The sequence below is a fragment of the Cobetia sp. 2AS genome, from assembly GCF_029846355.1.
In the GTDB taxonomy this organism is placed as follows: Bacteria; Pseudomonadota; Gammaproteobacteria; order Pseudomonadales; family Halomonadaceae; genus Cobetia; species Cobetia amphilecti.
Map to the genome: position 1 here is coordinate 319,043 of NZ_JARWKQ010000002.1, position 13,566 is coordinate 332,608.

Sequence of the window (13,566 nt, forward strand, 5' to 3'; positions counted from 1 at the left end):
CTTCTTACACAGAACCGACTGAGTGCTTTCAACCATAAGAATTAATTCATATCATCATAATATGCAAACTTTCTTACTCAACGACTAACCCCATGAAGCAACACTGCATTTACGGGCATAAAAAAAGGAAGGAATGCTGTTGGCAGCATTCCTTCCTCTTGAGCTATGAAAAATCTCGAAACATTATTTTACATACAGATGCACGCCGTCACTTGAGCTTGGCAACCCACAGCGCAGCCGCTTCCACCAGCTTATGGTGCGTGTGGCGGAAGGCCTCTTCGCTCTTGCGATAGGGATCAGGGATCTCTTCCCCCTGGCCGCCCGCCAGCCAGCGGCCGAACAGCATCGTCTTGCCACTGACCTGCGGTGCCATCTGATTGATGGCGCGGCGATGGCCATCGCTCATGACCAGAATCAGGTCTGCAGCCGTCAGCATCTCGACCGACACCTGGCGCGCACGATGCTCATTTACCTCGAGCCCTGACTCGACGGCGAAGCGTGCTGCCGTGGGCTCGACCGGGTGATCGACCAGTGCGCCCACGCCCGCCGAGTGCACTGTCTTGTCAGGCAACGCCTGCTTCAGCAGTGACTCGCCGACCGGACTGCGACAGATATTGCCGGTACACACCACCAGAATATTGTTGAACACGCTGACTTCCTCTTCCTTGTGACGCTTGCACTCATGTTGATGGCCCGGCGCGCGGCAAGCTTGGCCCCGCACGGACGTCAGACGCCCATTGTCGCATGCTGGCAGCCTGTTCGGCAGGTTCACATTCGACCGCTTCGCGATCGAGCACTGATGACACCTGTGGCTTTTCAAGGGCCAACAGCGTGCTCATATGGCAACACTGAGGTGACCCGACGCAATAGCCCCCTGCCCCTTGAAGACCTCAGGCAATATCTCCAAGTCCTGATGTGTAGCCAATGAAGTGACTGGCTCAAGGGCCGATCTCGACCCCTCGCGATCCCCATTCAGTCACTTGCTGAACCAGCACCCACCAGGGAGGCAAGATGAGCAACAAGACACTGACCGCGTCCAATCCGGCCAATGACAAGGTTCTCAAGGAATACGCCACGCTGAGCAAGGAAGAGGTTCAGCAGAAACTAGAGCAGACGCGCAAGGCGTACTCGAGCTTCAGCCAGACCACCGTGCAGGATCGTGCGCAGCGCCTCACCGTTCTGGCGGACTTGATCGATGAGCATCAGAAGGAAATCGCCACGCAGATCGCCCATGAGATGGGCAAGCCCTATGATCAGGGCATCAGCGAGACGCAGATTTCCTCCAGCATCGCGCGCTTCTATGCCGACAACCTGCCCAAGCTGATGGAAACCGAGCAGCGTGATGTCGACGGCGCCGTGCGTGCCAAGATCGTCAAGGATCCCATCGGCGCCGTCCTCGGCGTGATGCCGTGGAACTATCCGCTCTATCAGGTCATCCGCTTCGCGGCTCCGGCCCTGGCGGGCGGCAATGTCTGCCTGATGAAGCACGCCTCCAATGTCCCGGGCTGTGCCGATCTGATCACTCAGCTGTTCCACAAGGCCGACTTTGAAGAGGGTATCTTCACCTGGTTGCCGGTGGGCTCGGAGATGATCGAAGACATCATCAATGATCCTGTCGTCCAGGGCGTCACCCTGACCGGCAGTGAAGAGGCAGGACGCAAGGTCGCCGAGCAGGCAGGCGCGGCACTCAAGCCAAGCGTGCTGGAGCTGGGTGGTATCGATCCGCTGATCGTGCTGGATGATGCCGACATCGAGCGTGCGGTGGATCTCGCCATCGCCGGGCGTTTCGACAATACCGGCCAGAGCTGCGCCGCGTCCAAGCGCCTGATCGTCGACAAGTCCCTCGCCGAGGACTTCTCCAAGCGCCTGATCGAGAAGGTCAAGGACATGCGCATGGACGACCCGATGAGCGAAGGGGTCGATATCGGCCCGATGTCTCGCAAGGACCTGCGCGATGACCTGCATGACCAGGTCCAGCGCGCCATCAAGGCAGGCGCCAAGCTTGAATGCGGTGGTAAGATTCCGGATCGCGACGGCGCCTGGTATCCGCCGACCGTGCTGACCAATGTCACCCAGGGCAATCCGGCCTTCAATGAAGAACTGTTCGGTCCGGTCGCCTCCGTGGTGGTCGCGGACAACGAAGCACATGCCATAGAGCTTGCCAACGACTGCCCCTATGGCCTGGGCAGCACCGTGGTGGCCAAGGACGACGAACGGGGTGAACGCGTCTCTCGTCAGCTGCAGGCCGGCATGAGCTTCGTCAACCGTCCGACCACGCCCTTCGCCCAGCTGCCCTTCGGTGGCGTCAAAGGCAGTGGCTATGGTCGTGAGCAGAGCGAATATGGCTTCGGTGCCTTCATGAACATCCGCACCGTCTATGTCGCTGAGCACTGAGTCGCTGAGCACTGAGTCGCTGAGCACAGACTCGTTGCGCGTCAAGGCGTAACGTGACGCCAGCGACGCTGAAGAGACTGCAGCGGATGATTCACTCCAAACCATTCGCGGCAACGAACAACGCCCCGCTTTTCAGCGGGGCGTTGTTCGTCAGGGATTCGCATGCTTTGCCTTGCGATATCCCCCTCCCTCATCCATAGCGCTGATCGCACTCATCACATCAGCGCGTCACGCAGCCCTGCAGGCATGCCTCACCTTCCAGCTGAACCGTGACGTGCGAGATGTCATGGCCGTCGCGCAGATAGGCCTGAACACGCTCCAGCACATCGCCGGGTACGCTGGTGGCGGCCACGACGACATGCAGACTGGCAATCGGCGACTGAGGCGTCAGCCCCCAGAGATGCAGGTCATGTACGCTCTCCACGCCCTCAAGCGCCAGGACCCCCGCCTGGATATCGGCGTGATCGAGCTGCTCCGGCGTGCCTTCCAGCAAGGTGTGCGCCGAACGCTTCACCAACGACCAGGCACCGCGCAATATCAGCACCGCCGCGAGCACTGACAACAGCGGGTCCGCCTGATTCCAGCCGGTAGTCATTATGATCAGCGAGGCGACGATGGCCGCCACCGAGCCGAGCAGGTCCCCCATCACATGCAATACCGCGCCGCGCAGATTGAGGTTGTCCTGATCGCCCTGATGCAGGATACGAAATGCCGCGATATTGACGACAAGTCCGAGCACGGCGATGGCCAGCATCGGCCCCGCGAGTACTTCGGAGGGCAGCCAGAGCCGCTTGATGGCGGCCACCACGATCGCCGCCCCGATCACCAGCAGAGTCAGGCCATTGACGAACGCGGCCAGCACCTGAAAGCGTGCATAGCCGAAGGTCAGCTTGCGGGTCGCCGCCCGATGCCCGAGGCGAAACGCGCCCCAGGCCAATGCCAGCGACACGGTATCACTGAGCATGTGCCCGGCATCCGCCAAGAGGGCCAGTGAGCCCGCGACCAGCCCGCCGACCACCTCCGCCAGCATGAAGCCGCCCGTCAGATACATCGCCAGCTTGACGCGTCGCTCGCTGTCGGCGGTCACCTCAGGCGCATGATCATGGTGGTGCCCGTGTGAATGACCGTGCGAATGATCATGTGAGTGGCCGTGTGAATTACCGTGTGAATCTCCATGCGCGTGACCATCTGAAGGGTCGGAGCCATGAGAATGATCGTGAGCGTGCTGCCCGGAAGGCTCATGCGAGGGTTCGCGAACCTCATCTTGCGGTGTCGATGCCATTCAACCTCCGGCCATCTAATGAAAAAAGAAACGTGTCTGCATGATGCGCAGCGTAACGTCGAAAGTCGCGCGTCTTTCAAGACGCATTGGCGGATTTTCGCGTTCCGATAAAGGCCAGCAACCACTGCGCCAGCTTGATAGGATAGTTATCACTTGCGAAGCAACGAATAAAGGATTCCCGCCTTCCCCATGAGCCTCTCCTCCGAGACGACCCCCTCCCGCTCGCCCCTCAAGGCCGATCTGCTGCTCCTGCTGGTCACCATCATCGCCGCCGCAGGCTGGATATTCTCCAAGGAGGCAATGGCCGGCATGCCCCCTCTGCTGTTCATCGGCAGTCGCTTCCTGCTTGCGGGGCTCATTCTGGCCATCTTCGATGCGCGCTCACTGGGACAGCTATCCACCGCGCGCAAGCTGCGCGCCAGCGGCGTCGGTGTCCTGTTCGGGGGCGCCATGGCCTGCTGGTCGCTGGGGGTCGCACTATCTGATCAACTGGGCGTGATCGCCTTCATCAACAGCTTCGGCATCCTGCTGGTGCCGGTGCTCGCACGACTGCTGTTCAAGGACAGACCGCCGCTGAGCACCTGGATCGCACTGCCCACCGCCCTGCTCGGTTTCGCCCTGCTCGGCATGGGCCAGCCCGGCGCGACCGATGGCTTCACCATCGAGCCCGCTCAATGGCTCATCTTCGGCGCCGCCTGCCTGTTCGCACTGGTGTTCAACTTCAATTCACGCCTGGTGCGCAATATCCCGGCCCTGCCGCTGACGGCCATCCAGCTGATGACCACCGGCGTCACCTGCCTGATACTCTCGGCACTTAGCGAGAGCTGGCCCGCCGGGATCAGTCTCGACATCCTGAGCTGGTTCCTGGCCAGTACCCTGATCGCCAGCACGCTGCGTTTCTTCCTGCAGATCTACGCACAGGGCCTGACCACGCCCAGCCACGCCTCGGTCATCCTGATGCTGGAAGCGGTCTGGGCCGCCCTGATGTCGGCTGCCTGGTTCGGTGAGCGCATGACCCTGATCCAGATGACCGGCTGCGGCCTCATCTTCACTGCCCTGTTGATCAATCGCTGGCAATGGATCTCACGCCTGTGGCGACAGCGGCGGGCTGCCTCGTGAGAAAAGCGTCCTGACTTGAGTGTCAGGCATGTCGCCACCATGTCTGACGCTTGAGCGTTCGACTTCCCGCCCCATTCTCTGCCACCGGAGCCACCATGATCCCCACGCTACTCGGCGTACTGACGCTGCTGATGGCAGCCTTCACCCTGCTGCCACTGACGCGTATTCGCCATTGGTCGGTGCGCATCATGGACTTCCCCCGTCTGCAGCTGGCTGCATTGTGGGCGATGCTGTTGATCGCCGACCTCGCGGTGTCCCAGCTTGCCTTCGGGCTCAGGGTGTCACTGGCCGTGATCGCCGTGGCCGGACTTGTCTATCAGGCACACTGGATCGTGCCCTATACCCGCCTCTTTCCCTGCGAGTCCGCGCGCACCAGACAGCACGACCGGCAGCGTCAGGTCCGCCTGCTCACCGCCAATGTCCTGACCAGCAACCACGACAGTGACAAGCTGCTGGCCATCGTCGAACGCGAACAGCCCGACGTGCTGGTGACGCTGGAATCCGATGACTGGTGGCAGCAGCGGCTCGACGTGCTCGAGGCGAATAGCGAGCAATACGGCTATACGCATACCCTCAAATGCCCGCTGGACAACCTCTATGGCATGCATGTCTATTCACGCCTGCCGCTGCATGACGCCAGCATCGACTACCTGGTCGAAGAGGATGTGCCGTCGATGCATGCGCAACTGGAGCTGGCCAGCGGTGATCGCGTGCGGGTGCACTTCCTGCACCCGGCGCCGCCCAGCCCGACCGAGAATGACGAGTCATCCGAACGGGATGCCGAGCTGATCATCGTGGCGCGCAGCGTCGCCGACAGCCAGCAACCGGTGATCGTCACCGGCGACCTCAACGACGTGGCCTGGTCTCGCACCACGCGCCTGTTCCGCAAGCTGTCCGGCCTGCTGGACCCCCGCGTCGGCCGCGGCATGTTCAATACCTTCCACGCCAACATTCCCCTGCTGCGCTGGCCGCTGGATCACCTCTTCCACAGCGAGCATTTCAGTGTGGTGCGCGTGGCGCGCATGGAAGCCTTCGGCTCCGATCACTTCCCGCTGCTCACCGAACTGGCGCTGACGCCCGCCCAGGACACCGACGAGACACTCGATGCCCCGGAGCCGGACGCCGACGACCAGGCCGAGGCCAGCGAGACCGCCAACGACGAGAATGTCAGCCAGCAGGACGTGCCGAAACCGGGGCGCTGAGCGCGACATGCCTGAGGTGGCATTTGGCTGAATTCTCCAAAAGGTCCCAGACTGGCTGATGAGGGTTGAGCCATACGGGAGGCAGGCATGCGAGGACTCGACTGGCTGGGCACGCGGCTGGCGCGTCATCTCACGGCGCCGGGCAAGCTGCCGGCGCATCGCGCCACCTCATCACCGGAAAAGCTGGCGGCCACCCTGCGGCGCGGCGATGTCCTGCTGGTCGAGGGCTCCTCGCGTATCAGCACCGCCATTCGCTACCTCACTCAATCGACCTGGTCTCACGCCGCGCTCTGCGTGCGCACACCGCTGGACAGCAGAGGACGCCCGATCAGGGGCGACTGCCTGCTGGAAGCGGACGTCACCGCCGGGGTGCGCCGCGTCCCCCTCAACTATTACTGGCATCAGCACACGCGCATCTGCCGCCCGGTCGGACTCAAGGAGGAGGAGATCAGCGCGTTGATCGCCCATGCCGAGGCGCGCCTGGGCCATCAATACGACCTGCGCAACATCGTCGATCTGGCTCGCTATCTGATACGCACTCCACCGGTGCCAAGCCGCTATCGACGCCGCATGCTGGCACTGGGCAGCGGCGACCCGACCCGTGCGATCTGCTCATCGCTGATCGCCGAGGCCTTCCAGGCCGTGCGCTATCCCATCCTGCCAGACAGTGACGTCCTGCCCTCCAGCGACCCGGCATGCCTGCACTGCTATGAGGAGTTGCTGCATATCCGCCATCACAGCCTGTTTGCGCCCTGCGACTTCGATATCTCGCCCTACTACGACATCATCAAGCCGACCCTGTGCGCCGGATTCGATCCCCATCGCCTGCAGTGGAGCGAACCGCCCGCCTGATCTGGTATGCTGCGCGCCATCCGCGGCCTTGCTGGCCGGCACCTGTGCATCAGTTCTGCTGTGCAGACTGTGTCGCCTGCCGCCCTCTGACACTCTTCACGACCGGAACCACGCCCGTGACCAATAACGACATCATCCGTCGCCTGCGCTACGCGCTGAACCTCTCCGACACCGACATGATCAACACCTTCGCTGCCGCGGACCACGAGGTCTCACGCGCCCAGATCAGCGATTGGCTCAAGCGCGATGATGATGAGGCTCAGCAGCGCATCAAGGACATCGACCTGGCCAGATTCCTCAATGGCCTGATCAACGTGCGTCGCGGCAAGCGCGAAGGCGCCCAGCCGGCGCCTGAAAAACGTCTCGACAACAACGTGATTCTGCGCAAGCTCAAGATCGCCTTCGAGCTCAAGGATGACGACATGCTCGAGCTGCTGGCACTGGCCGGTTTCGAGCTGATCACCAAGTCCGAGCTGTCTGCCTTCTTCCGCAAGCCCGAGCATCGCCACTACCGCGAGTGCAAGGACCAGATCCTGCGCAACCTGCTCAAGGGCATCGAACTGCGCCATCGTCGCCATGACCCCGAGACCGAGCAGCACGCCGTCGATCCGGTCTGATCAGACCCTGATGTGCTCTCAACAACAACGCCGCCCCGGAATCCGGGGCGGCGTTGTTGTATAACGGCAATGGCGGTACCAACAGCGGCTCAGCATTCGCGGTTGGGGCGCCCTTCCATGGTGGCCAGGCGCGCCAGCAACGGCGCCATGCGGTGCTGGCTCCCTTCCGCCGCCGCAACCAGCGCCGGCAATACCCAGGACGGCAGGTCAGGCATCAGGCGGTAGTAGACCCATTGCCCCTGGCGGCGATCCAGCAGCAGACCACAATTGCGCAACTGGGCCAGATGGCGCGATACCTTGGGCTGCGACTCCTGTAACACGTAGGTCATCTCGCATACGCAAAGCTCGCCTTCTGCATGGATAAGCAACATCAGCACAAGGCGCGTATCGTCGCTGAGGCATTTGAAAAGACGTGTCGGGGTCAGAAGAGACAATGCAGAATTCCACCTGATTCAATGATGTGAGCGTGCCGCCAACCACAGCTGCAAGCGCGTGCGAATTTCGTTCAAGGCGCGCCCATAGGACACCGCAGTATCCTCATTGCGCGGGTCTTCGATATCCCAGAACAACAGCTCATCGGTCTGGCCATCCCACTGGCGACACTGCTGCTGCGCCTTCTGACACAGCACGATGACGGCATCGAAGGACTGAGAGCGGTAGCGATCGATCGACTCGCTCGCCAGACCTGAATTATCCACCCCGGCACGCGCCAGAGCGTCCAACGCATGCTGTTGCGGGGCATCAGGCGCGACACCGGCACTGAAGGCGTCAAACTCGTCCCCCGCCATGTTGCGCAGCAATGCCTCCCCCATCAGGGAGCGGGCAGAATTGGCATTGCACAGAAAAAGCACTCGCTGTTTGGACATGACTCATCTCCAGAGCTGCAATTTTACCTTACCATAGGGTCGCATATCAGAAGTACCGCGCTTGTATAACAAACTGATGTCAGTTGCCTTTCAGGCCTTGGCGCCCCACCTTCAGATCACTTTCTGCAACAAACCCTGTAACAACGCCTGCACCAAACCCTGCAACAGACGCGAACGGGCCAGCGCAGTGACCGGCAACTGCCAGACACACCACGCCAGCCCGCGAAGATCGCCACTCGCTACGTTCACGATGCGCTCGACCGCCGCATCGCGTGGCTCACGTCATCAGCCCTGCAGGTCCGAAAGCGTCAGGGTTTTCCTGTCAGCGACGGCTTGACGCGCCGCCTTGCGCGCTTCTTCGTGCGCCGGAATCAGGCCGATGCCTTTCAGGTAGCCCAGGTTGCCGACCATCTTCTCGCTCATGAACAGGTCCGCGTAGTCATACATGACCGGCGCTTCTTCCGCGTGCTGATTCTTGATGTAGAAGAACATGGTACGTGCGACCGGGTAGGTCTCTTCCGAGATGGCCTCGGGAGACGGGGCGATGCCGTCGATGGTCGCGCCGCTCAGCGAGTCTTCGTTCTCCTCGAGGAAGGAATAACCGAAGACACCGAAGGCCTCGGTGTCTTCCGACAGCTTCTGCACGATCAGGTTGTCGTTCTCGCCGGCCGGCACGAAGACGCCATCGTTGCGCACCTTGGAGTAGCCTTCGCCACCATAGCCGTCCATCTCTTCGGTGGCGGCTTCCAGCACCAGCTCCTCAAAGGAATCGCGCGTACCGGAAGTGCTGGGCGGCCCATAGATGGTGATCTTGCGGTCCGGCAGGCTGGAATCGATCTGGTTCCAGCGGGTATAGGGATTGGCCACCAGCTTGCCATCGACCGGCACCTGGGCCGCGACCGCCAGCGCGATCTGCTCCAGCGTGAAGGCGGCAGGGTCGTTGGTGTTGGACTGCGCGAAGGCGATGCCGTCATAACCGATGAAGGCTTCGGTGATGTCGGTCACGCCATTTTCCTGACAGCGCTCGAATTCGGAGGCCTTCATGCGGCGCGAGGCGTTGGTGATATCCGGGGTGTTGCTGCCGGCACCTTCACAGAAGAGCTTCATGCCGCCACCGGAACCCGTGGCTTCGATGACCGGTGTGGGATGATCTGTGGTGACACCGAACTCTTCCGCCACATAGCTCGAGAAGGGATAGACGGTGCTGGAACCGACGATGCGAACCTGGTCACGTGCTTGTGCACTGGACACGATAGCCGCAGAGGCGATCACGAAAGCGAGCTGCTTGAGAGGGCGATTCATTGCGGTGCTCCGATGCATTGATGTATATGAATAAGCATATATTTGGTGGCGAAATCCCTCACGACTCCGCCGCCCCGATTGGCGCGACAGCTCGCCAATCGCCACATGCCGGTGATGAGAATCACCCTCGGCATGCTGAATACGTATCTCGATGACAGCCATGTCGATAAATACGCATAGGCATATATGAGCATCATTTTATTGCAGTCGCGTGACATCTCCGCTGAGCATCCTGCCGCGGGCTGCCTTGCCTCTCTATCCCTTCCTCTACCCTTTCCTCTTCCCCTTTCGCCTCTCTGCTTTACCTTCGGCTGAGACAAGTCCCCAACAGAAATGGCCTGATCTCCCCCAGGCACTCGTGGGAAGATCAGGCCATCGACACGGCAGCGTGCGTGACAGGGCATCACTCGCTTGCCACTGGCGAGCCCCTACTCAGCGCTTCCGGCGGGAGCCCGAGTCCTGGCAAACGGCTAGCGGCCAGCAGTTAGCAGCTAAAGGTTCCTGCTAGTCATCATCGCCCTCTTCGGCACTCTTCTGGCGCGCCTTGCGCTCCTGCTCTTCTTCCATGGCCGCCATGATGTTCTCGAGCAGCGCATCCACGTCCGGCGCTTCGGCGTCGTCCTCATAAAGGCCCGTCAGCTCGACATCCGGGTCCATATCACCGGCCTCGAACAATGCCCAGATCTCGTCGGCGTAGCGTGTCTGTGCCAGTTCAGGCGCGAACATCGCGTAGTAGGCGGTGATATTGGCGACATCACGCGCCAACATGCTCTTGGCATTGTTATTGGCCGCCGCATCGACCGCCTGCGGCAGATCAATGATCACCGGGCCATAGTCATCGACCAGCACGTTGAACTCGGACAGATCGCCATGTACCAGGCCGGCATGCAGCATGCGCACGATGTACTGCATCATCAGTGCATGGTCTTCCCGCGCCTGCTCGGCGGACATCGAGACATCATTCAGGCGCGGTGCCACATTGCCGTCGTCATCGGTGACCAGCTCCATCAGCAGCACGCCATCGAAGCAGCCGAACGGCTGCGGCACGCGCACACCGGCATCGGCCAAACGATACAGCGCATCGACCTCGGCATTCTGCCAGGCGGCTTCCTGCTGGTTGCGTCCGAAGCCGGAGCCCTTCTCCATCGCCCGTTGACGGCGACTGTTACGCACCTTGCGGCCTTCCTGATACAGCACAGCCTGTTTGAAGCTGCGCTGGGCAGCATCCTTGTAGACCTTGGCACAGCGAATCTCTTCTCCGCAGCGCACGACGTAAACCGAGGCTTCCTTGCCACTCATCAAGGGGCGGAGCACTTCATCGACCAGACCGTCATCTATGAGCGGCTGGATTCTCTTTGGCGTTTTCATCGCGTTCTTATACGCGTTTTGCGATACATCGGGAATCACCCTGTAGCAATTTTGTGACATACCTTACGACAAAACCCCCGCCAATGCGTCATTGGCGGGGGGTTCAGCATTCACTGACAGACTGCCTCGTCGGCAGCAGCGCCAGCGCTTATTGGGCGTTCTTGAGGCTCTGCATGTCAATCACGAAACGATACTTGACCTTGCCTTCCTGCATGCGCTTCCAGGCATCATTGATGGTGTCGATGTCGATCATCTCGATATCGCAGCCAATGTCGTGTTCGGCGCAGTAGTCGAGCACTTCCTGGGTCTCGGGCATGCCACCGATCAACGAGCCCGCCAGTACACGGCGCTTCATGACCAGGTTGCCGCCCTGCAGCGCGGGGTCCACTTCCTGCACCAGGCCGACGAGGATATGCGTGCCGTCGTACTTCAGGGTATTGAGGTAGGGGTTGAGATCATGCGGCACCGGCACCGTGTCGAGCAGGAAGTCGAAGGTTTCGGTGGCACCTGCCATCTGCTCGTCGTCCGTCGAGACAATCACATGATCGACGCCATTCTCGCGCGCTTCCTCGACCTTGCTCTCGCTGCGGGTGAAGAGCGTCACTTCACAGCCCATCGCCTTGGCGAACTTGATGCCCATGTGACCCAGGCCGCCCATGCCGATCACCCCGACCTTGTCACCGGACTTCACGCCATAGTGACGCAGCGGCGAATAGGTCGTGACACCCGCGCACAGCAGCGGCGCGGCCACAGCCGGGTCGAGCTTGTCCGGGATGGAGACCACGAAGCGCTCGCTGACGACGATCTTGTCGGAATAGCCGCCCTGGGTGAGGCTGCCATCGTGACGGTCCGGGCTGCCGTAGGTCATTGTCATGCCGTCGAGGCAGTATTGCTCGAGCCCCTTCTGACAGGCGCTGCATTCACGGCAGGAATCCACCATGCACCCGACGCCGACCATGTCGCCCACCTTGTACTGACTGACGTCATTGCCCACCTGGGTCACCCGACCCACGATCTCGTGCCCCGGGACCAGCGGGTATTGAGAAAAGCCCCAGTCATTGCGCCCGACGTGCAGATCCGAGTGACAGACACCGCAGTAGAGAATCTCGATGGCCACGTCATCAGGGCGCGGTTGGCGACGCTCGAAGTTCCAGGGCGCCAGGTCTGCCGTTTCGGATGCCACGGCATAAGCGCGTGTCTGGCCGTCAAAATCACCGTTGGAAGGGCTTGTCATGGAGTCTCTCCTTGCTTGGCTGAGCGTCGGACAGCCTGGTCATCAAAGATGATTCAGCGCCCGTAAAAGGATTCGCATGCCATGCGGCAGTCGCGATCATGCCCACTGACCTCTTGCCGACAGCCCGACTTTTCAATGGCTTGGCTGCCCTGCATCACTGTGTTGGTCAGATCGCAACAGCGCCCCACCACGCTACGCGAGGCTTGCAGACACAAGGAAAAGCGACGCAAAACATCAGGCTTCTGATTCCAAATTGACGCCATCAAGCAGCAAAGTTGCCACTGTGTTATCATGCCCCTTCACCCCTCACGTCTTGGAACGGAGTCCCGCATGGCGAATACTCGTACTGCTGCAAAGAAAAAAGCACCGGCTGCTGTCGAAACCTCAGCCTCGCTTGAAGCTCAGATGCAGGCCTTCCTGGACCGTGGTGGCAAGGTGGATGTGATTGAATCCGGTGTCAGCGGCCAGGTCATTGGCGTCAAGCCGACCAAGCCGTCAAACCCTGCTGCCAAGAGCTGAGGCTTGCCCATCAAGCCTTGGTGCCCAAACGCGCTGCTCGCCTCACTCAACTGGCGTCTGCCATCGAGTCACTGACCGGTGAGAGCGCTGTTCATCGCTAGACCTCCAGCCGCTGCCCTGCATCATCAGGTAGCGGCCGGCTTCTTTATGGGGAGAGGAAAATCGCCTCTTGCCTGCCCTTGCTCCTCCCGCCACGGCGACGCCCATGCCAGCCTCTACTTCGCGCGACAGCTCCCTCGACTCCCGCCAGCACAGCGTGTATGGCACTCGCGACGCGGATGGGGCACGAGCGCGCCTGGCCGTCTTCATTGATGTGCAGAACATCTACTACACCACCCGCGATACCTTCGGCCGGCAGTTCGATTATCGTCGCCTGTGGGCAGAGCTAGAGCGCCTCGGCTCGATCCAGCATGCCTACGCCTACGCGATCGACCGTGGCGACCCCAAGCAGCAGCAATTCCAGCAGCGCCTGCGCGAGATAGGCTTCACGGTCAAACTCAAGCCCTTCATCCAGCGCGGCGACGGCTCGGCCAAGGGCGACTGGGATGTCGGCATCACCATCGACGTGATGGAAGCCGCCCTCGAGGTCGATGAGATCATCCTCGCCTCCGGCGATGGCGACTTCGCCCTGCTGCTGGACCATGTCGCCACCCGCCACGCCATCACCACCCGCGTGTATGGCGTCGAAGCCCTCACCGCCCTCGCCCTGATGAAAAGCGCCCATCACTTCCGCGAAGTCGATGAAAGCCTGCTGATGCGCTGAAATCTGTCTGGCGCCCTCCCCTTTTGATCAGCTTGTTCTCTGTCATGT

Annotated in this window: 14 protein-coding genes; 7 read left to right on the forward strand and 7 right to left on the reverse strand. The window is 61.1% G+C overall.

Annotation, left to right across the window (positions count from 1 at the left end; translation table 11 throughout):
- Window positions 1-208 precede the first annotated feature (208 nt).
- Complete coding sequence (locus tag QD356_RS06480; RefSeq protein WP_192839206.1) at window positions 209-649, reverse strand: low molecular weight protein-tyrosine-phosphatase; 441 nt, start codon at window positions 647-649, stop codon at window positions 209-211.
- A gap of 362 nt (window positions 650-1,011) precedes the next feature.
- On the opposite strand from QD356_RS06480, the gene QD356_RS06485 reads away from it, so the two are divergent.
- A complete protein-coding gene (locus QD356_RS06485) occupies window positions 1,012-2,394 on the forward strand; it encodes an NAD-dependent succinate-semialdehyde dehydrogenase (RefSeq protein ID WP_192839207.1) in 1,383 nt (460 codons plus the stop codon).
- Between the two features lie 220 nt (window positions 2,395-2,614).
- Here the strand turns inward: QD356_RS06485 and QD356_RS06490 are convergent, their stop codons facing one another.
- Complete coding sequence (locus QD356_RS06490) at window positions 2,615-3,481, reverse strand: cation diffusion facilitator family transporter (protein WP_225346721.1); 867 nt, start codon at window positions 3,479-3,481, stop codon at window positions 2,615-2,617.
- Window positions 3,482-3,865: 384 nt separating this feature from the next.
- Here QD356_RS06490 and QD356_RS06495 point away from each other — a divergent pair, with 384 nt between their 5' ends.
- The 4 genes from QD356_RS06495 to QD356_RS06510 all read left to right on the forward strand — a co-directional run bounded on the left by QD356_RS06495 (window position 3,866) and on the right by QD356_RS06510 (window position 7,466).
- On the forward strand, window positions 3,866-4,795 hold the full coding sequence (locus QD356_RS06495) for an EamA family transporter (RefSeq protein WP_192839209.1): 930 nt from the start codon (window positions 3,866-3,868) through the stop codon (window positions 4,793-4,795).
- A gap of 95 nt (window positions 4,796-4,890) precedes the next feature.
- Window positions 4,891-5,997, forward strand: a complete 1,107-nt coding sequence (locus QD356_RS06500) for an endonuclease/exonuclease/phosphatase family protein (protein WP_192839210.1) — start codon at window positions 4,891-4,893, stop codon at window positions 5,995-5,997.
- A gap of 87 nt (window positions 5,998-6,084) precedes the next feature.
- On the forward strand, window positions 6,085-6,849 hold the full coding sequence (locus QD356_RS06505; RefSeq protein ID WP_192839211.1) for a YiiX/YebB-like N1pC/P60 family cysteine hydrolase: 765 nt from the start codon (window positions 6,085-6,087) through the stop codon (window positions 6,847-6,849).
- Between the two features lie 116 nt (window positions 6,850-6,965).
- Window positions 6,966-7,466 carry a DUF1456 family protein gene (locus QD356_RS06510; protein ID WP_043336107.1) on the forward strand — a complete coding sequence of 167 codons (501 nt, stop codon included), beginning with the start codon at window positions 6,966-6,968 and terminating at the stop codon, window positions 7,464-7,466.
- An 89-nt stretch (window positions 7,467-7,555) separates the two neighbouring features.
- On the opposite strand, the gene QD356_RS06515 is transcribed toward QD356_RS06510, so the two are convergent.
- The 5 genes from QD356_RS06515 to QD356_RS06535 form a co-directional block, all read right to left on the reverse strand.
- Window positions 7,556-7,891, reverse strand: coding sequence for a metalloregulator ArsR/SmtB family transcription factor (locus QD356_RS06515; protein WP_279833316.1), 336 nt, complete (start codon window positions 7,889-7,891; stop codon window positions 7,556-7,558).
- A gap of 27 nt (window positions 7,892-7,918) precedes the next feature.
- A complete protein-coding gene (locus QD356_RS06520) occupies window positions 7,919-8,332 on the reverse strand; it encodes an arsenate reductase ArsC (RefSeq protein ID WP_131432205.1) in 414 nt (137 codons plus the stop codon).
- Between the two features lie 285 nt (window positions 8,333-8,617).
- Window positions 8,618-9,634 (reverse strand): substrate-binding domain-containing protein, encoded by a 1,017-nt coding sequence (locus tag QD356_RS06525; protein WP_107334618.1) that lies wholly within the window; start codon window positions 9,632-9,634, stop codon window positions 8,618-8,620.
- Between the two features lie 504 nt (window positions 9,635-10,138).
- Window positions 10,139-11,002, reverse strand: coding sequence for a PA4780 family RIO1-like protein kinase (locus QD356_RS06530; protein ID WP_054557253.1), 864 nt, complete (start codon window positions 11,000-11,002; stop codon window positions 10,139-10,141).
- A 148-nt stretch (window positions 11,003-11,150) separates the two neighbouring features.
- Window positions 11,151-12,236 carry an NAD(P)-dependent alcohol dehydrogenase gene (locus QD356_RS06535; RefSeq protein WP_192839212.1) on the reverse strand — a complete coding sequence of 362 codons (1,086 nt, stop codon included), beginning with the start codon at window positions 12,234-12,236 and terminating at the stop codon, window positions 11,151-11,153.
- Between the two features lie 330 nt (window positions 12,237-12,566).
- Here QD356_RS06535 and QD356_RS06540 point away from each other — a divergent pair, with 330 nt between their 5' ends.
- Together QD356_RS06540 and QD356_RS06545 are read left to right on the forward strand one after the other, a co-directional pair.
- Complete coding sequence (locus QD356_RS06540; protein WP_084589604.1) at window positions 12,567-12,755, forward strand: hypothetical protein; 189 nt, start codon at window positions 12,567-12,569, stop codon at window positions 12,753-12,755.
- Between the two features lie 205 nt (window positions 12,756-12,960).
- A complete protein-coding gene (locus QD356_RS06545; protein ID WP_192839213.1) occupies window positions 12,961-13,518 on the forward strand; it encodes an NYN domain-containing protein in 558 nt (185 codons plus the stop codon).
- The last annotated feature ends 48 nt before the right edge of the window (window positions 13,519-13,566 follow it).

Bases quoted from the DNA above. Each gene is read 5' to 3' on its own strand.
- QD356_RS06485 (WP_192839207.1), top strand. From the start codon at position 1,012: ATGAGCAACAAGACACTGACCGCGTCCAATCCGGCCAATGACAAGGTT.
- QD356_RS06495 (WP_192839209.1), top strand. From the start codon at position 3,866: ATGAGCCTCTCCTCCGAGACGACCCCCTCCCGCTCGCCCCTCAAGGCC.
- QD356_RS06500 (WP_192839210.1), top strand. From the start codon at position 4,891: ATGATCCCCACGCTACTCGGCGTACTGACGCTGCTGATGGCAGCCTTC.
- QD356_RS06505 (WP_192839211.1), top strand. From the start codon at position 6,085: ATGCGAGGACTCGACTGGCTGGGCACGCGGCTGGCGCGTCATCTCACG.
- QD356_RS06520 (WP_131432205.1), bottom strand. From the start codon at position 8,332: ATGTCCAAACAGCGAGTGCTTTTTCTGTGCAATGCCAATTCTGCCCGC.
- QD356_RS06525 (WP_107334618.1), bottom strand. From the start codon at position 9,634: ATGAATCGCCCTCTCAAGCAGCTCGCTTTCGTGATCGCCTCTGCGGCT.
- QD356_RS06530 (WP_054557253.1), bottom strand. From the start codon at position 11,002: ATGAAAACGCCAAAGAGAATCCAGCCGCTCATAGATGACGGTCTGGTC.
- QD356_RS06535 (WP_192839212.1), bottom strand. From the start codon at position 12,236: ATGACAAGCCCTTCCAACGGTGATTTTGACGGCCAGACACGCGCTTAT.
- QD356_RS06540 (WP_084589604.1), top strand. From the start codon at position 12,567: ATGGCGAATACTCGTACTGCTGCAAAGAAAAAAGCACCGGCTGCTGTC.
- QD356_RS06545 (WP_192839213.1), top strand. From the start codon at position 12,961: ATGCCAGCCTCTACTTCGCGCGACAGCTCCCTCGACTCCCGCCAGCAC.